Genomic DNA, 17,480 nt, shown 5'->3' on the forward strand with positions numbered 1-17,480 from the left:
GGACAGTGGCCGGTTCATGTCAGATAGTACTGACAATTGTCCAACGAAGGAGATCGAGCATGTCCCTGCAGCCCGTCCGCATCGGTCTGATCGGCTGCGGCCGCATCGGCCGGGTCCACGCCCTCAGCGTCACCGCGGCCCCTGGGGCCGTGCTCACGACCGTCGTCGACGCCGTCCCCGCCGCCGCGGAGTCGCTGGGCGAGCTGCACGGCGCCCGCGTCGCCGCCACCCCCGCGGAGGTGCTGGCGTCCGCCGACGTCGACGCCGTCATCATCGCCTCCCCCACCGCCACGCACGTCGACCTCATCGACGCCGCGATCGACGCCGGCAAGCCCGCCCTGTGCGAGAAGCCCATCGACCTCGACATCGCCCGCGTCGAGGCGCTGCGCGGCAAGGCGTCGGCCGCGACCACGCCGATCATGCTGGGCTTCAACCGGCGCTTCGACCCGCACTTCGCGACCCTGCACGCGCGCGTCGCCGCCGGCGAGATCGGCAGCCTGGAGCAGCTGTCCATCATCAGCCGCGACCCGGCCCCCGCGCCGACGGACTACCTCGCGGCGTCGGGCGGCATCTTCCGCGACATGACGATCCATGACTTCGACATGGCGCGGCACTTCGTGCCGGACGTCGTCAGCGTCTTCGCGAGCGGGACGGCCCAGTTCAGCGAGGACATCCGCGGGCTCGGCGACTACGACTCCGCGGTGGTGGTGCTGACGGGCCGCGAGGGCCAGCAGGTGACGATCACCAATTCGCGGCACGCGGCCTACGGCTACGACCAACGGCTGGAGGCCTTCGGCTCGGAGGGGCTGCTCGAGGCCGGCAACGTCACCGACACGGTCGTGCGCCGCTGGACCGCCGACGCGGTCGAGGTGCGCGAGCCCTACCAGAACTTCTTCCTCGAGCGGTATGCCGCGGCCTACCAGCGCGAGCTCGCGGCGTTCGTCGCCGCCATCCGCGAGGACGCTCCGGTGCCGGTGGGCTTCCACGACGGGTGGGCCGCCCTCGTGCTGGCCGACGCCGCCGCCCGGTCCGCCGCCGAGGGTCGCGTCGTCGAGGTCGACCTCGACGCCTGACCCGTCCGGTCAGGCCGGGTCGATCCACCGCGTCGGCAGGTTGTAGCGCGTGATGATCTCCAACGACGCCGGCACGGTCAGCGGGGCGCCCGACACCAGCCGGTGGTGCCTCAGCACCTGACGGACGGCCCGACGGCAGTCGCTCTGCAGGTCGTGGTGGATCACCGCGTCCACGGCCCCCGAGCGGAGCAGCGCGACGTTGTCCTCGTCGAGGTCGTGCGCGACGTAGGCCTCCACCCGTCGCCCCCGGCGCCGCAGCTCGGCGAGGGTGGCGCGGTTGCCACCACCGACGGAGTAGACCGCGCACACGCCCGGCTCCTCGTCGAGCGCCGGCCCGACCAGGTCGCCCGTGGCGGCATCGAGCCCGTCCGCGTCCGACACCACGAGCACGGGCTCCTCCGGCCGCAGCACCGCCAGCTCGTCCTCGAACGCCCGCACCCGCTCATGCTCCCCCAAGAAGGTCCAGCGGCTCATCGTCACCAGCACCCGCCGCCCCTCGCCGTCACCCACGCCTCGCGGGGTCAGCCAGCGCGACACCAGGAAGGCTGCCGTCGCCCCCGCCTGCTGGTTGTCCAGCCCGACATACGCCACCCGCCTGCTGCTCGGGACGTCGGTGACCAGGGTGACCACCGGTATGCCGCGCCCCGCCGCCCGGTCCACCGCCGCCGCGATGGCCGGGTCGTCCGGCGCCTTGAGGAGCAGCCCCTGCGAGGTGCGGCCTCCCGACCCGACCCGGTCAATCGTCTCCACGAGCTCCTCGACGTCGGCCCGCTCGCGCAGGTGGAACCTCGCCCGCACGGCCGCTGGCCGCACCCACGCCAGCTCGGCCTCGAGCGCCGTCCGCACGGCGCCCGTGAACCGCGCCGGCGCCTGCATCACGACGTCCACCAGCACGGTGCGGGCGCCGAGCCGCAGCTGCGACTGCTGGCGGTCGAGCTCGAGCACGGCCTGCTCGACGGCCCGCACGGCCGCGGCGCTCACGTTGCTGCGCCCGTGCAGCGCGCGATCGACGGTGGCCTCGGACAGGCCGGCCTGGGCGGCGATGTCCTTGAGGGGGTGCGGCGGCCTCATCCCCCGACGGTAGGCCTGATCGTGACTGAGGTCTATCTGAGGTCTTTGACCCCAGCCGACGGCCGGTCCCCGAGCCACCATGGAAGGGAAGGACCACGACGACGAGGAGACGCCATGCCGACCACGACCCGCCCGGCGCCCAGCCCGACCTACACGGCGCAGGACTGCCGCCTCGAGGACCTGCGCGCGGTGCTCGAGGCCCGCACCGACGTCGCGGCATACCCGCACGCCCAGGCCGTCGAGCAGGAGGTGCTGCTCTATCGCGCCGACCGGCTGCGCGAGGCGCTCGGCACCGGGCCCGAGGCCGCCCGCGAGGTGCAGGCCGAGCTGGCCCGCGCCCTGTCCGAGGGGCCGGGGATCGTGGTGCTGCAGGGCGCCTTCGAGCACGACGTGGTCGACCGGGTCAGCGACGGCTTCCGCACGATCATCGAGGAGCAGCGCGCCTCCGGCCGCGTGGCGGGCGACCACTTCGCCAGGCCCGGGGCCAACGACCGCGTCTGGAACGCCCTCGAGAAGCTCGCCGTCTCCGACCCCGAGGCGTTCGTCGACTACTACGCCAACGACCTCGTGGCGCTGGCGGCGACGGCCTGGCTGGGTCCTGGCTACCAGGTCACCTCGCAGGTCAACGTGGTCAACCCGGGAGGCGCCGGCCAGACCGTGCACCGCGACTACCACCTGGGGTTCCTCGGGCCGGAGGTCAGCGAGCGCTACCCCCGGCACGTCCACATGATGTCGCCGATGCTGACCCTGCAGGGCGCCGTGGCGCACGTCGACATGCCCGTCGAGAGCGGCCCCACCCTCTACCTCCCCCACTCGCACCGCTACGAGCCCGGCTACGTCGCCTACTGGCTGCCGGAGTTCCAGGACTACTTCCGCGAGCACCACGTGCAGCTGCCGCTCGCCAAGGGCGACGCCGTGTTCTTCAACCCCGCGCTGTTCCACGCCGCCGGCACCAACCACTCGACCGACATCCTCCGCATGGCCAACCTCCTGCAGATCTCCTCGGCGTTCGGCCGGGCCATGGAGCGCGTCGACCGGCGCCGCGTGGTCGAGGCCGTCTATCCGGTCCTGCTCTCCCGCCAGGACGCCGGTATGCCGACCGCCCGCCTCCACGACGTCATCGCCGCGTCGGCGGAGGGCTACGCCTTCCCCGCCGACCTGGACGTCGAGCAGCCCGTCGACGGGATGGCGCCACCCAGCCAGGCCGACCGGGTGCGCTCGGCGCTGGCCGCTCGGCTCCCGGTGACCGAGCTCGATTCGGCGTCCGACGCGGCGTCGACCGGTCCGCTCGCGAGCGCACCGACCGAAGCCGCCACGGCCGCGGGCCCCACCACCGGGGGCGCGGCCTGATGCGCGAGCTCCTCCAGGACCGGGTGGTCCTCGTCAGTGGCGGCACCCAGGGCGTGGGCGCCGCCGTGGCGCGGGCCGCCCTGCGCGAGGGCGCCCGCGTCGTCGTCACCGGGCGCCGCGCGGACGTCGGGTCGGCGGCGGTCGACGAGCTGGCACGCGAGCACGGCTCGCACCGCGCGGAGTTCGTGCAGACCGACCTGGCCGACGTGGACCAGGCACGCGCCTCGGTCACCGCGACGGTCGAGCGCTTCGGCCGGGTCGACGGGCTCGTCAACGCCGCCGGCCTCACCTCGCGCGGGTCGCTGCTCGACACCACCCCCGAGCTGCTGCAGCAGCACCTCTCGGTCAACCTCGTGGCGCCGTTCTTCACGATGCAGGCGGCCGTCGAGGACATGCGCCGCCGGGGCGCCCCCGGCACGATCGTCAACGTGCTGACCATGTCCTCCCACGGCGGCCAGCCCTACCTCGCGCCCTACGTCGCCTCCAAGGCCGGGCTGGCCGGACTCACCCGCAACGCGGCGTACGCCCACCGCTTCGACCGCATCCGCATCAACGGCCTCAACATCGGCTGGACCGAGACGCCGGGCGAGGACGAGGTGCAGCGGCGCTTCCACGGTGCGCAGGACGGGTGGCTCGAGGAAGCCTCCGCCGCCCTCCCCATGGGCAAGCTGGGGCAGGTCGACGAGATCGCCGACATGGTCGTCTACCTGCTGTCCGACCGCAGCGGCGTCGTGACCGGCTCCGTCATCGACTGGGACCAGACGGTGCCCGGCGCCCACGACTGACGCCTGCTGCCTCCACGCCCCGGCCGTCCGGAAGTGACCACTCGGCGGGGGGTGCGGGGCGCCGGATCACCGACACCCCGCCTCTCGGCATACGGCTCAGACGAACTCGCCCCGGGAGAAGCTCTCCTCGAGCTCCTCCAGGGAGCGGCCGCTGGTGTTGGGCAGCATCTTCCAGAGGAAGAAGATCGCCGCGAGCCCGATCACGAAGAACAGGCCGAACATCCCCTGCAGGCCGGCCTTGCCCATGACCACGGGGAAGGAGAAGGTCAGCGCGGCGTTGACCAGCCACATGCACAGGATCGAGATCCCCATCCCGAAGCCCCGGATCCGCAGCGGGAACATCTCGGACAGGGCGACCCAGACCGGCGCGTTGAGGCAGCACTGCATGAAGAACACGAACGTCACGCTGAGGAAGAGGATCACCCAGGCGCGCGCGGTGCCGGCCGGCATGACGATGGCCGCGACGGTGATGAGGCCGTGGATCGTGGTCGTCGCGCAGAAGCCGAAGATGATGAGCCTGCGGCGGTGGACCTTGTCGATCACCACGAACAGGCACAGCGCGGTGCCGACGACCGCGAGGACCCCGTTGGCGACGTTGGCGATGATCGCCGCGCTGCCCGAGAATCCCGCCTCCTTCAGCAGCTCGGTGCCGTAGTACATGATCGAGTTGATGCCCGTGACCTGCTGCGCGGCCGCCAGGCCGCAGCCGATGATCACCAGTCGGCGGATCCACGGGATCGCCATGTCGGACCAGCCGCCCTTGTGGGCCTCGGCCTCCTCCTCGGCGAGGTGCTCCACCTCGCCGAGCTCGGCGCGGGCGCGGTCCTCGTTGCGGACCTCCAGGAGCACCTGCAGCGCCTCGTCGTAGCGACCCTTCGAGATGAGCCAGCGCGGGGACTCCGGCATACGGAGCATCCCGAAGAACAGGAACACCGCGGGGACGGCGCACACCGCGAGCATGTAGCGCCAGACCCCCTCGTGCTCGCCCCAGACGCTGGCGATGATCGCGTTGATGATGAAGGCGAGCATCTGCCCGAGCACGATCGCGAGCTCGTTGCGCCCGCTGAGGGTGCCACGGCGCTCGGTGGGGGCGAGCTCCGACAGATAGACGGGGACCGTGGCGGATGCCGCGCCGACGGCGAAGCCGAGGATGAAGCGGGACGGGAGCATGACGCCGAGCCCGGGGGCAAAGACGCAGCCGAGGGTGCCGACGAAGAACACGACGGCGATCATGGTCAGCGTCCGCTTGCGCCCCAGCCTGTCGTTGAGCAGGCCCGAGACGATGGCACCGACGGCTGCGCCGATGAGCAGGGTGGCCGTCACGAGACCTTCGGTCACGTCGCTCAGGGCGAGGTCTTCCCTCATGGGCGCCAAGGCGCCGTTGATCACGCCCGTGTCATAACCGAACAGCAGGCCGCCGAACGTCGCGACGACGGCGATCAGGTCCAGGCGCCGCTGGTGCGGGCCCGGGCGGAGCGGCGGGAGCGTCACCCCGCCGGGGCTGCTGGTGGGACTGCCGTGGGACATCCTCGTCTCCTTCTGCCTTCCGCAGCAAGCGGATTCGTAGCGTCCGTGCTCGTATCGCTATCACAAGTGAAGAGGCCGGTGTAGACACTGTCAATAGATTGTCCTTACATTTGCCCAACACCGTTGCACGACGAAGGAGTCCGCATGACCCTCACCGCCGGACCGTCCGAGCAGGTCTCGCAGCACCCGGGGTTCGACCTCGCGGTGTGCTCCGAGATGCAGCTGCTCGATCTGCCCCACCTCGACCGCGTGCGGCGGCTGCACGCGCTGGGGTTCGCCGTCGAGCTGTGGGACTGGACGGCGCTGGACGTCGACGCGCTGGCGGCGACGGGTGCGCGCTTCACCTCGATGACGGGCTACACGCGGGGCGAGCTGATCGACCCCGCGGGCGCGGACGAGCTGCTGCGCACCGCCCAGGAGTCCGTCGCCGTCGCCCATCGCCTCGGCGACCCGCACCTCAACCTGCACGGCACGGGCCTCGGAGACGGCGGTATGCCGAACCGCCCGCAGAGCGTGGTGACCCCTCGCGACTGGCTCGCCGCCGAGCGGACGCTGCGTCGTGTGGCCGCCCTCGGCGAGAGCGAGGGCGTGACCTTCCAGCTCGAGAACCTCAACCTGGACGTCGACCACCCCGGCGTGCCGTTCGCGCGGGCGGCGGACGTGATCACGCTGCTGGAGTCCGTCGGGTCGCCCGCGCTGCGCATGAACCTCGACCTCTACCACGCCCAGATCGGCGAGGGGAACCTCATCGAGCTGTGCCGCCGGGCCCTGCCCCTCGTCGGCGAGATCCAGGTCGCCGACGTGCCCGGGCGGTGCGAGCCGGGGACGGGCGAGATCAGCTATCCCGGCATCGCCCGGGCCCTCGCCGAGATGGGGTATGCCGGGGTGGTGGCCCTCGAGGGGTGGGCGTCCGGCGACAGCGAGGTGGCGCTCGAGCGCTTCCGGGACGCCTTCACCCTCTGACCCGACCCCCGCCCCACCCCGCATCACCCCGCCGCCAAGGCGAGCCGCTGCTCACGCGCGAGAGGGCAAAGATGGTCCCCGCCACCGCGCGGGAGCAGCCCTTCACGCCCACTCACCGCGCCCCAACGCGTTGTGAGGCGACACATGGGGGTTATCGGGTGCGGATAACCCCCATGTGTCGCCTCTCAACGAGGGGACGGGCGGGACGAGGCGGGCTGCCTGGGAGCCCTAGTCGCGGACCTTGGGGAGGTCCACGGTGGGTGCGTCGATCGAGCCGTGCTCGACGGTGCTGGGGTCGACGACCTTGCCGGGATCCGCGGCGCGCAGCTCGTGCGACAGGTCGGCGAGCTCCTTGCCGCCCGCCATCTCCTCGGTCAGCTCGTCCAACGAGACCTCGTCACGGTGGGCGTCCAGGACCACGCGCCCGAGCTTGAGGATGACGAAGTGGTTGCCGACGAGGTAGGCGTGGTGCGGGTTGTGGGTGATGAAGACGACGCCGAGGCCGGCGTCCCGCGCCTTCATGATGTACTTCAGCACCACGCCGGACTGCTTGACGCCGAGCGCCGCGGTGGGCTCGTCGAGGATGATCACCTTGGCGCCGAAGTAGATCGCGCGGGCGATCGCGATGCACTGCTTCTGACCGCCGGAGAGGCTGCCGATGGGGCGGTCCAGGTCGGGGATGACGATCCCCATCTTGGTGAGCTCCTCGCCGCAGACCCGCTTCATGGTGGCGATGTCCATCCCGAAGAGCCCCTTCTTGACCTCGTTGCCGAGGAAGAAGTTGCGCCACACCGACATCAGCGGGGCGAGCGCGAGGTCCTGGTAGACGGTGGCGATGCCGCTGCCGAGGGACTCGCGCGGCGACGAGAAGTGCCGCTCCTCGCCGTTGACGTACATCTCGCCGGCGTTGTAGTCGTGCAGCCCCGCCATGATCTTGATGAGCGTGGACTTGCCGGCGCCGTTGTCGCCGAGGACGCAGGTGACCTCGCCCTGCCGGACGGACATCGAGACGCCGCGCAGCGCCTGGATGTTGCCATAGCTCTTGCCGCAGTCACGCATCTCCAGGATGGCCGTGGTGGGGCCACCCTCGTGCGTCGGCGCGGTCTTGGTCGCGCTCATGCCGCGTCCGCCCTTCTCTTGACGTACATGTTGACCAAGGTCGCCACGAGCAGCAGCACCCCGAGGAAGGTCCGGAACCAGTCCGGGTTCCAGTTGGCGTAGTTGATGCCCAGCTGGGTCATGCCGAACACCAGCGCGCCGATAGCGGCCCCGACCACGGAGCCGTAGCCGCCGGTGAGCAGGCAGCCGCCGACCACCGCGGCGATGATGAAGATGAACTCCTTGCCGACGCCCTCGCCGGACTGCACCACGGAGTACTCGAACAGCAGGTGCATGCCGAGCATCCAGGCGCAGAACCCGACGAACATGAACATCCCGATCTTGACCGCGGTCACGGGGACACCGACGGCGCGGGCCGCGGCGGCGTCGCCGCCGACGGCGAAGATCCAGTTGCCGACGCGGGTGCGGAGCAGCACGTACGCCGCGATCGCGGTCAGCACGATCCAGAACAGCACCAGCATCTTGATGCTGACCGTGCCGATCGTGAAGGTCGTGGCGAACACCGCCTTGGCGGAGTCCCATCCCTGCATGTCGGTGATCGACGTCGAGGCGACGTTGCCGGTGACCAGTCGGGTGATGCCGAGGTTGGCGCCCTGCAGCACGAAGAAGGTGCCGAGGGTGACCAGGAAGCTCGGCAGGCCCGTCCGCATCAGCAGCCAGCCGTTGAAGGCGCCGATCGCCAGGGAGATGACGAGCGCGAGGATCACGCCGACCCACACGTTGAGGCCGAAGTTCCACGAGGCCAGGGCCGCGGTGAGCCCGGAGGTCGTGGCGGCGACGCCGGTGGACAGGTCGAACTCGCCGCCGATCATGAGGACGGCGACGCCCACGGCCATGATCCCGATCGTGGCGGAGCCGTAGAGGATGGTGCCGACGTTGCTGATGTTGCGGAAGGCCGGTGCGATGGCCACGAACAGCGCGAACACGGCGAGGGCGCCGATGAGGGAGCCGATCTCGGGGCGGCGGAGCAGCAGGTTGACCGGGGACCGGCGCGCGACGCGGTCGTCGCCGGCCGGTGCCTGTGTCGCCGGCTCGGGTGCCGTAGAGGGAGTGGTGGTGGAGGTCGACATGGTCAGCGCTTCCCGTTGGCGGCGAACTTCTCGACGGCGGCGACGTTGCTGCTGTCCACGAAGGACGGCCCTGTCAGGACGGCCTGGCCGCCGCCGATCTCGTTGCCGTTCGTCTTGTGCAGCCACAGCGAGTCGACCGCGAGGTAGCCCTGCAGGTAGGGCTGCTGGTCGACGGCCCAGACAACCTTGTTGGCCTTGATCTGGGCGACGATGTCCTTGTTCATGTCGAAGGTCACGAGCTTGGACTGGCTGCCGGACTCCTCGATCGACTTGATCGCCGTCATGGCGAACGGTGCGCCGAGCATCATGACGTGCGAGACGTCCTTGTCCTGCTGGAGCTTGGCGGTGACCTTGGACTGGACGTCACCCATGTCGGTGCCGTTCACGTAGAGCTTCTCGGTCTGGGGGAAGCCGGCCTTGACTCCGTCGCAGCGAGCCTCCAGACCAACGTGGCCCTGCTCCTGGATCACGCAGAGCACCTTCTTGCCACCCTCCTTGGTGAGCCGTTCGCCCGCGGCCTGGCCGGCGACCTTCTCGTCCTGGCCGAAGAAGCTGGTGACGCCCATGGCCTTCCACGCGTCGCTGCCGGCGTTGAGGGCGACGACCGGGATCTTGGCGTCGGTGGCGGCCTTGACGTTGCCAGCCATGGCCTCGGGCTTGGCGAGGGTGACGGCGATGCCGTCGACCTTCTTGTCCACGGCCTGCTTGACGAGGTTGGCCTGGTTGGCGCCGTCCGGGTCGGAGGTGTAGGTCAGGGTCACGCCGTCGTTGGCTGCGGCGTCCTCGGCACCCTTGCGTACGAGGTCCCAGAAGGTGTCGCCGGCGGCGGCGTGGGTGACCATCGCGACGGTCATCGTCTTGGCCTTGGCCGCGCCCCCGGCGGCCGATTCGGTGGTCTGCTTGCCGCCGGTCGAGCTGCAGGCCGCCATGGTGAGGGCGGTCGAGGTGGCGAGCGCCAGGGCGAGGGTGGTGGTGACGGTGCGGTTCATCGTGGTGCCTCTCGTGCGGCGGAGCAGCATGCTCCTGGCTGGTGATGTGGTTGCTGACAAACTAAGCGTTTGTCCTGCCGGTCGGGGTGTCGGTGGTGGCGGGTCGGGAGAACCGTTGGCGAGTCGTCATCTCGCGTCGAGGATCTCCTCGAGACGGACAGGTGCGCCACGGCGGCGGGAGAGGTCGCAGGCCTCGGCGAGCCGCTGCGCCTCGAGGCCGTCCCGAGCGGTGCAGGGTGACGGCGCGCCGCCGATCGAAGCGACGAAGGCCTCCAGCTCGGCGGCGTAGGCCGGCCGGAAGCGATCGAGGAAGGACCAGTGCCGCGGACCGTGGGTGAGGGTGACCCCCGGCTCGGCGGAGTCCAGGGCGAGGGACTGGTCCAGACCCACCGCCATCGCGCCCCTGCTGCCGGTGACCTCCAGGCGGACGTCGTGCCCCGCGCCGTTGTAGCGCGTGGCCGACAGCAGGGCGAGCGTGCCGTCCGCCATCGTGAGGATGGCCGCGGCCGTGTCGACGTCGTCGGCGTCGACGAAGGACCTGTCGCCCTTGTTGCCCCCGGCGGCGCTGACCGTCACGGCCTCCTGGCCGGTGACGAACCGGACGACGTCGAGGTCGTGGATCGAGCAGTCGCGAAAGATCCCGCCGGAGACGGGCAGGTAGGCCGCGGGGGGCGGGGCCTGGTCGTGGGTGATCGCCCGGACGAGGTGCACGGTGCCCAGCTCGCCGCCCGCGACGGCGTCCCGCACGCGGCGGTAGCCCACGTCGAACCGCCGCTGGAAACCCACCTGCACCGGCACGCCCGTCTCGCGCTCGAGCCCGGCCAGGGCCACGGCGCCAGCGAGGTCACGCGCGACCGGCTTCTCGCAGAATGCCGGCACGCCCGCACGCATCACGGTCTCGAGCTGCTCGGCGTGGGCGGTGGTCGCGGACGCGATGACGCAGCCGTCGACCCCTGACCGAAGGACGGAGCCGAGGTCGTCGGCCACCGACACCTGCAGCTCGTCGGCCACCGCCTGCGCGACCCCGGGGACCGCGTCCGAGACGACCACCTCGCCGACCTCGGGGAGGTCGCGCAGGTTCTCGGCATGGAGGCGGCCGATGCGGCCGACTCCGATGACTGCGATGCGCATGCCTCTCCTTTGAGACGTGGGCGAGGGCTCGCCCGGGCTGGGACCACCTTCACCGAGCGACCGGGGTCACGTCAAGACTTTGTCCGGACATTTACACGTCTTGACCAGACCGGGACGGCGCGGCCCGTGACCCTTACTCATTCGTCATACGTTTGCCAAGCCCGGAGGCTCGTGCGTACACTTATATATGTCAGCACATGAGCTGGCACCCCACGATGGCCGTGCAGGGCGGCCCCGCCGGGATCCGCCCGTGCGCGGCGGAGAGCAGGATGAGTTGCCCCGCCACCTGACCGACCTGGCGGCCCCCGCGCAGATCGACGCCGAGGCCGTGGCCGCCACCCGCCCCGCCCTGAGCCTGGCCGTCACCCTGACCCTGATCACCATCGCCCTCGTGGTCGCCGGGACGCTGCTCGCGTCCCCCCACCTGCTGGTCGCCGCCATCGTGCCCGCCGCGGGCACCGTGGTCCTGGTGGGCGTCGCGAGCTATCAGGGCGTCTTTCGCGCCTGAGGGCGACCCCACCCCGAGAGAAGGAACCATGACCACCACCCACGTCGCCGACGCCCGCACCACGCAGGCGCCGACCCACCGCCACCTCGCCGTGCAGGCCGCGCTGCTGGCCGCCCTGGCCGTCGTCCTGACCGTCGTCGGGGGCGTCCTCGCCTCCGCGCCGATCCTGCTGAGCGCCCTGGTGCCGCTCGCCGGCACCGTCGCGGCGTTCCTCACCTGGAACGCCCGCGAGCTCAGCCGCGCCTGATCGGGCTAGCTCTCGTGAGCCCCCTCTCCCGACCGGGGAGAGGGGGCTCACGGCATCAGGCGTCGTATGTCGTCCGCCCGCTCACCTGCGGGACCGGCTCCCACGCGCGGCTCGCCGCAGCCCGGACGACCGCCTCGTCGACCTCGGCCGCCGACCAGGCGTCCGCCGCGGAGGGGGCGACCTGCTCGCCCGTCAGCACCGACTGCACGAAGTCCCGCCCCTCCACGACCTTGAGGTCGTCGAAGGAGAGGTTCTGGCCCGGCCCCGGCTGGAAGCGGGCGTACTCGCCGTGCTGCGGCCCGGCCATGACGGTGGTGTAGCCGTGCACGTCCCCGCCGTCGCCGAGCAGCACCTGCACCTTGGACATGTCCTCGAAGCTCCAGCGCACGGACCCGCCGGTGCCATAGACCTCCACGACGTACTCCGCCCGCGGGCCGCGCGCCACACGGGAGGCCTCGAGCGTGCCGACCACCCCCGAGTCGAAGCGGGCGAGCATGCCGACGTAGTCCTCGTTGCCGACCGGGCCACGCTTGTCCGAGACCCGCACCTTGGCGTGGCCGACTCCCTGCTCCAGCGGGATGGGGCGGTCGGTGATGAAGGTGTCGGTCAGGGCGGCGACCTCGGCGACCCGGCCGACGAGGAACTGCGCGAGGTCGATGCCGTGGGACAGGAGATCGCCGACGACGCCGGCCCCCGCGCGCTCGCGGTCATAGCGCCAGGTCAGCGGCCCGTCCGGGTCGCTCGCGTAGTCCGCGATCAGCCACACGCGCACGTTGGTGACCCGCCCCAGCCGGCCGTCGCGGATCAGCTGCCGCGCGAACTGCACCCCCGGCGCCTGGCGATAGTTGAACCCCACCCCGGTCACGAGCCCGGCCTCCGCTGCGGCGCAGGCGATCTCGCGCGACTCGTGCGCCGAGACCCCCATCGGCTTCTCGATCCAGAAGGGCTTGCCCGCCGCCACCGCGGCCAGCGCGATCTCGCGGTGCAGGTAGTTGGGCGCGCAGATCGACACCGCCTCGACGGCGGGGTCGGCCAGCAGGTCGCGGTGGTCGGCATACGCCTCGGCGAAGCCGAACTGCTCGACGGCGGCCTCCCGCGCCCCGGCCACGGGGTCGGCGACCGCGACGAGCCGCGGGCGGACCCGCAGCTCGGGATAGCGCTCGGGCAGGGAGGCATAGGCGCGGGTGTGCAGCCGCCCCATCCACCCGAAGCTGATGACCCCGACCCCCAGCTCACGCATCGCCCTCACGCGCCCAGCTCCTGCTCGATCCGCTCGCGCATCCGCACGTGGATGGCGTCCATGTCTTCCTCCCAGCCAAAGACGCACACGGACACCGGCCCGTCGTAACGGGTCTCGCGCAGGTAGCCGAAGACCTCGTCCCACGGCACCTCGCCCTGGCCGATCTCGTTGTGCTGGTGGATCCGCGCGTCGACGCCGGGCGGGTTGACGATGTAGCGGTTGCCGACGTTGGCCAGGTGGTTGTAGACGTCGGCGACGTGCACGTGCCGCAACCGGTCCCCGGCATACGCCATCATCGCCCGGGCGTCGCCCGACCCCTGGGACAGGTGGAACATGTGCGGGCAGCAGAACTCGTAGTTGAACCACGGCTTGTTGACGCCGCGGACGATCTGGACGGCGCGGTCGTTGGTCTCGACGAAGTCGTAGGGGTGCGCCTCGATCGTGCACTCGATGCCGTGCCGCTCGAAGTCGGGGATCAGCTCCTCGATGCTCCTGTAGAGCTGGGCCTCGCTGCGCAGCGGGTCGTTCGGGTCGCCGGACAGCTCGGTCGCGATCATCGGGACCTCGAGGTCGTCGGCGATCTGGAGCAGCCGGCGCAGGCAGCGCACCGCGTGCTGACGGTCCTGCTCGTCCGGCGCCGACCAGTTGTAGACCGGGTTGAAGCTCCAGATCCGCACGCCCGTCTCGGCCATCGCCCGCCTGACCTTGGCGATCTCGGCGTCGTCGACCTTCGGGTAGTGGTGCCACTCGTGGAAGTCCGCCCGCGGCGACAGCTCGATGAACTCGTAGCCGAGGTCCGCGGCCTTGCGGCACTCCTCGGCGACGGTGAGCTGAGGGTGATACATGGACGGGTCGAGCAGGATCTTGACCATCGTTGTCTCCCAGGGGTCGTGGCCGTATGACGAACGCGTGGCGGTCAGGCGTAGAGGGCGGGCTTGTCGATCATCTCGACGTCGACCTCCCCCACCCCGGTGAGGGCCCGCACGCCGGCGTCGCACACGCACGCCGCCGCGTAGCCGTCCCACGCGCTGGACCCCGTGTGCTCGTCCCGGGAGACCGCGGTGATCCACTCCTGCACCTCGCGGACGAAGGCCCCGCCGAAGCGCTCGTTGTGGTCCATCGTCAGCGCGTTGAAGCGGCCGACCGTGCCGGTGCGCTCGATCAGGTGCTGGTCCGAGAGGCGGATCGTGCCCGACTCGGCCACGGCCTCGCACTGGATGTCGTAGGAGTGCTGGTTGTTGACGAAGATCTCGTCATCGATCCAGATCCCCGACTCGGTGTGCATGATGAGGATCAACGGGTCCTGCAGGTGCTCGAACCGCTTGCTCGTCTTCTTCGGGGTGTCCACGCGCACCCGCACGATCTCCTCGCCGGTGAGCCAGCGCATGGTGTCGATCTCGTGGATCCCGGTGTCGTTGATCGCCATGTCCCACGTGTAGCGCTCCGGCACCGTGGGGTTGCGGTGCCGGTTGTGGATGATCAGGGTCTCGCCGACCTCGCCGGAGTCGAGGATCGCCTTCATCTGGCGGTAGGACTCGTCGAAGCGCCGCATGAAGCCCACCGTCACGAGCTTGCGCCCGGCCCGCTGCTCGGCCTCCATGACGTTGAGGGCACCCTGGGCGTCGGGGGTCATGGGCTTCTCGCAGAAGACGCGCTTGCCGGCCTCGATGCACGCGATGATGTCGGCCTCGTGCGCCGGTCCGAACGAGCAGATCATCACCGCGTCGACTTCGGGGTCCGCGATGAGCTCGGCGCTGTCGGTGTACCCCTTGACGCCATACGTGTCCGACACGGTCCTGACGTTGTCCTCCGCGATGTCCGAGACCGCCACGACCTCGCCGCCCGCGATGACGCTGCGGATCCGGTCGATGTGGGCCTGCCCCATGCCGCCGGGGCCGATCATGCCGATGCGCACAGTCATGAGCTTGCTTGTCCCTTCGAGTGCTTCAGGTCTCGTCGACTACGTCGACTACTTCAGGCCGAGGCCGCAGGACGCGAGGTACTCGCGGGTGCGGATCGCGTTGGGGAGCGGGTAGGACGGGTCGCAGCCGTACATGTCCTGCTCGCAGATGACGTAGAGGTCCTTGTCGAGGCGGGCGAGCGCGTCGATCAGGGTGGGCATGTGCGGCTCGCCCGCCGGCGGCGCCACCGACACGCCCTTGTGGACCGCCGCCACGAACGGCCAGTCGTCGTCGTGGGCCTGCTTGACCAGCTCTGGGTCCATCGCCTTGATGTGGACGTAGTCGATCCGCTCGGGATAGCGGTCGATCAGGTCCACGCAGTCGCCCTGGCCGTAGACGATGTGCCCGGTGTCGAGGCAGAAGCCCACGTAGCTCGGGTCGGTCGCGGAGAAGATGCGGTCGATGTCCTCCGGCGTCTCGATGTGGGAGTCGCCGTGCGGGTGCAGGACCATCCGCAGGCCGTAGTCCTCCTTCATCATCCGGCCGAGGCGGTCGGCGTTGGTGACGTAGAGGTCCCACGCCTCGCCCGTGAGGGTGCGCTCGTCGGTGAAGTCACCAGTCTTCTCGTCGCGGAACATCGGGGGCAGGTGGACGACGTACTCCGCGCCGACCGCGGCGTGGGTCTCTCCGATCGCGCGGAAGGTGCGTTCGGTGTCGGCCCAGGCCTCGGCCTGGTGCAGGATCCCCCAGCCGGTGCCGGCGACGACGCGGAAGCCGCGCTGGGCCATCTCGTCCGCGAGACGCTTGGGCTCGGTCGGGAAGTAGCCGAACGGACCGGTCTCCATGACGCTGAAGCCGGCCTCCGCCATCTCGTCGAGAGCCTGCTGCCACGGGATCTGCTGCGGGTCCTGCGGGAACCACACGCCCCACTGGTCGGGGCAGACGCCGATCGTGAGCCTGGCGTAGCGCGGGTTTGCGGTGTTGCGCGACCGGTCGGTGCGGGACGGGTTCTCGGCCATGAGCGGTCCTCGGTCTCGTGTCGTCGTCGACGCGGGCATCGTCTCGCCCCCGTACTCGCCACGCTAGCCAGGGCCTTATGTCCTGTCAATAGATCAAATCCCTGCCGGGGGTAAGGGCATCGGCCGGCCTTCGTTCGCCAGGTCGATGATCCCGCCGGGGGTAGGGGCATCGGCCGGCCTTCGTTCGCCAGGTCGATGATCCCGCCGGGGGTAGGGGCATCAGCCGGCCTTCGTTCGCCAGGTCGATGATCCCGCCCCCGGCGAATCTCGGGGGCCCCGTCGACCCGGCGCGCCCGTCATGTCAGTATGTCAGAGCAAACTCGTCGTACGGCCTGGTCGTCAGACCGAGCCGACCCGAGCCGAACAGACCGACCCGACCGACCGAGGAGCGCATCGATGAGGATCGCCACCGCCCCCTGCAACTGGAACAACGGGGACATCCCCGACTTCCGGCCCTACACAGCGCCCGGCCCGATGATGGACGAGATGGTCGAGGCGGGCTACACCGCGACGGAGTGGGGGCCGGGTATGCCGGACGACCCCGCCGTGGTCCGCGCCGAGATGTCACGACGGGGGCTGCAGATGGTGGGGGCGTTCGTGCGCCTGGGCTACCGCGACCGCGAGCGCTGGGACGAGGCCGACGCCGCCGCCCTGGCCGTCGCCGAGCGCGTCCGGGCTGCCGGCGGGTCGATCCTGGTGGCCGCAGAGCTCGGGGACGAGCGCCGCGATGCCGAGGCCGGCCACGTCGACGAGTCCCGCGGCCTGACCGACGAGCAGTGGCGCAACCTCGCCGACGGCCTCGCCCACCTCGCGGACCTGCTGGAGCCCATGGGCATGCGCGTCGTCCTGCACAACCACGTCGGGACGTATGTCGAGACGGCCGCCGAGACGCGACGCTTCCTCGACGAGACGGATCCCGCCAAGGTCGGCTGGTGCCTCGACGTGGGCCACCTCAAGTACGGCGGCGGTGATGCGCTCGACTTCCTGCCGACCTATGGCGACCGCGTCGCGCACGTCCACCTCAAGGACGTCGACCCCGAGGTGCTGCGCCGCGCCCAGGCCGAGCGGTGGAGCTTCGGCGACGCGTTGCGCGGCATCATCTTTCCCGAGCTCGGGGACGGCCTCGTCGACATCGCCGGCGTCGTGCGGTGGCTGCGACAGCGCGGCTACGACGGGTGGATCGTGCTCGAGCAGGACACCACGCACAAGCACCCCAAGGACGCGGCCCGCATCAACCGGGAGTATGTCGAGAAGCTCCTCGTCTGACCGGCAGGTCGGGGCGGGTCTGGTGGCCCTGACCACCCGAACCGCCCCGATCTGCGGTCCACACCGCCTCGCGCCCCGCCCCCCATCGATGGGGCGGCTCGATGCTGGGGCAACGCCAGACACAGCCACCACCTGACCCGCACCAGCGCGAGGCGCCCGGCCCCGCGTGGGGTCGGGCGCCTCGGCATACGGCACTCGGGGCACGATCAGCCGGCCTTGGT

At 70.8% G+C, this 17,480-nt stretch carries 17 protein-coding genes; 7 read left to right on the forward strand and 10 right to left on the reverse strand.

The window, feature by feature from the left end; genetic code table 11:
- The first annotated feature begins 59 nt into the window (after positions 1-59).
- Complete coding sequence (iolG, locus tag ACF3NS_RS02915) at positions 60-1,073, forward strand: inositol 2-dehydrogenase (RefSeq protein WP_392467709.1); 1,014 nt, start codon at positions 60-62, stop codon at positions 1,071-1,073.
- 9 nt (positions 1,074-1,082) lie between these two features.
- Here the strand turns inward: iolG and ACF3NS_RS02920 are convergent, their stop codons facing one another.
- The gene (locus ACF3NS_RS02920; protein WP_392467710.1) at positions 1,083-2,144 is read right to left on the reverse strand and encodes a LacI family DNA-binding transcriptional regulator; all 1,062 of its coding nucleotides are present in this window, start codon (positions 2,142-2,144) and stop codon (positions 1,083-1,085) included.
- Between the two features lie 114 nt (positions 2,145-2,258).
- Between ACF3NS_RS02920 and ACF3NS_RS02925 the strand changes: the two genes are divergently transcribed.
- Positions 2,259-3,494, forward strand: coding sequence for a phytanoyl-CoA dioxygenase family protein (locus ACF3NS_RS02925; RefSeq protein ID WP_392467711.1), 1,236 nt, complete (start codon positions 2,259-2,261; stop codon positions 3,492-3,494).
- The gene (locus tag ACF3NS_RS02930) at positions 3,494-4,279 is read left to right on the forward strand and encodes an SDR family oxidoreductase (protein ID WP_392467713.1); all 786 of its coding nucleotides are present in this window, start codon (positions 3,494-3,496) and stop codon (positions 4,277-4,279) included. The genes ACF3NS_RS02925 and ACF3NS_RS02930 overlap by 1 nt, the downstream gene beginning before the upstream one ends.
- A gap of 96 nt (positions 4,280-4,375) precedes the next feature.
- Here the strand turns inward: ACF3NS_RS02930 and ACF3NS_RS02935 are convergent, their stop codons facing one another.
- A complete protein-coding gene (locus ACF3NS_RS02935; RefSeq protein WP_392467715.1) occupies positions 4,376-5,806 on the reverse strand; it encodes a sugar porter family MFS transporter in 1,431 nt (476 codons plus the stop codon).
- 144 nt (positions 5,807-5,950) lie between these two features.
- On the opposite strand from ACF3NS_RS02935, the gene ACF3NS_RS02940 reads away from it, so the two are divergent.
- Positions 5,951-6,769, forward strand: a complete 819-nt coding sequence (locus tag ACF3NS_RS02940) for a TIM barrel protein (RefSeq protein ID WP_392467717.1) — start codon at positions 5,951-5,953, stop codon at positions 6,767-6,769.
- A 228-nt stretch (positions 6,770-6,997) separates the two neighbouring features.
- Here ACF3NS_RS02940 and ACF3NS_RS02945 read toward each other — a convergent pair whose 3' ends face one another.
- The 4 genes from ACF3NS_RS02945 to ACF3NS_RS02960 all read right to left on the reverse strand — a co-directional run bounded on the left by ACF3NS_RS02945 (position 6,998) and on the right by ACF3NS_RS02960 (position 11,078).
- A complete protein-coding gene (locus ACF3NS_RS02945) occupies positions 6,998-7,888 on the reverse strand; it encodes an ATP-binding cassette domain-containing protein (protein WP_392467719.1) in 891 nt (296 codons plus the stop codon).
- Complete coding sequence (locus ACF3NS_RS02950; RefSeq protein WP_154592069.1) at positions 7,885-8,958, reverse strand: ABC transporter permease; 1,074 nt, start codon at positions 8,956-8,958, stop codon at positions 7,885-7,887. Before ACF3NS_RS02950 ends, ACF3NS_RS02945 begins: the two co-directional genes overlap by 4 nt.
- A gap of 2 nt (positions 8,959-8,960) precedes the next feature.
- On the reverse strand, positions 8,961-9,947 hold the full coding sequence (locus tag ACF3NS_RS02955) for a sugar ABC transporter substrate-binding protein (RefSeq protein ID WP_154592070.1): 987 nt from the start codon (positions 9,945-9,947) through the stop codon (positions 8,961-8,963).
- A 126-nt stretch (positions 9,948-10,073) separates the two neighbouring features.
- Positions 10,074-11,078, reverse strand: coding sequence for a Gfo/Idh/MocA family oxidoreductase (locus ACF3NS_RS02960; RefSeq protein WP_392467722.1), 1,005 nt, complete (start codon positions 11,076-11,078; stop codon positions 10,074-10,076).
- Positions 11,079-11,352: 274 nt separating this feature from the next.
- Here ACF3NS_RS02960 and ACF3NS_RS02965 point away from each other — a divergent pair, with 274 nt between their 5' ends.
- Together ACF3NS_RS02965 and ACF3NS_RS02970 are read left to right on the forward strand one after the other, a co-directional pair.
- Complete coding sequence (locus tag ACF3NS_RS02965; RefSeq protein ID WP_392467724.1) at positions 11,353-11,586, forward strand: hypothetical protein; 234 nt, start codon at positions 11,353-11,355, stop codon at positions 11,584-11,586.
- A gap of 28 nt (positions 11,587-11,614) precedes the next feature.
- Complete coding sequence (locus ACF3NS_RS02970; protein ID WP_392467725.1) at positions 11,615-11,833, forward strand: hypothetical protein; 219 nt, start codon at positions 11,615-11,617, stop codon at positions 11,831-11,833.
- 55 nt (positions 11,834-11,888) lie between these two features.
- Here ACF3NS_RS02970 and ACF3NS_RS02975 read toward each other — a convergent pair whose 3' ends face one another.
- From ACF3NS_RS02975 to ACF3NS_RS02990, 4 genes are read right to left on the reverse strand one after another with little or no spacing between them, the layout of a single operon-like run.
- Positions 11,889-13,073: a Gfo/Idh/MocA family protein gene (locus ACF3NS_RS02975; protein ID WP_392469055.1), complete on the reverse strand. Its 1,185-nt coding sequence runs from the start codon at positions 13,071-13,073 to the stop codon at positions 11,889-11,891.
- Positions 13,074-13,078: 5 nt separating this feature from the next.
- Entirely contained in the window at positions 13,079-13,945 is an 867-nt protein-coding gene (locus ACF3NS_RS02980; protein WP_392467726.1) for a sugar phosphate isomerase/epimerase family protein, read from the reverse strand.
- A gap of 44 nt (positions 13,946-13,989) precedes the next feature.
- Positions 13,990-14,994, reverse strand: a complete 1,005-nt coding sequence (locus tag ACF3NS_RS02985; protein WP_392467728.1) for a Gfo/Idh/MocA family protein — start codon at positions 14,992-14,994, stop codon at positions 13,990-13,992.
- A gap of 48 nt (positions 14,995-15,042) precedes the next feature.
- Positions 15,043-15,993 carry a TIM barrel protein gene (locus ACF3NS_RS02990; RefSeq protein WP_154592076.1) on the reverse strand — a complete coding sequence of 317 codons (951 nt, stop codon included), beginning with the start codon at positions 15,991-15,993 and terminating at the stop codon, positions 15,043-15,045.
- 396 nt (positions 15,994-16,389) lie between these two features.
- On the opposite strand from ACF3NS_RS02990, the gene ACF3NS_RS02995 reads away from it, so the two are divergent.
- Complete coding sequence (locus tag ACF3NS_RS02995) at positions 16,390-17,259, forward strand: TIM barrel protein (protein ID WP_154592077.1); 870 nt, start codon at positions 16,390-16,392, stop codon at positions 17,257-17,259.
- The last annotated feature ends 221 nt before the right edge of the window (positions 17,260-17,480 follow it).

This window comes from Arsenicicoccus cauae (assembly GCF_043162025.1).
In the GTDB taxonomy this organism is placed as follows: domain Bacteria; phylum Actinomycetota; class Actinomycetes; order Actinomycetales; family Dermatophilaceae; genus Arsenicicoccus; species Arsenicicoccus cauae.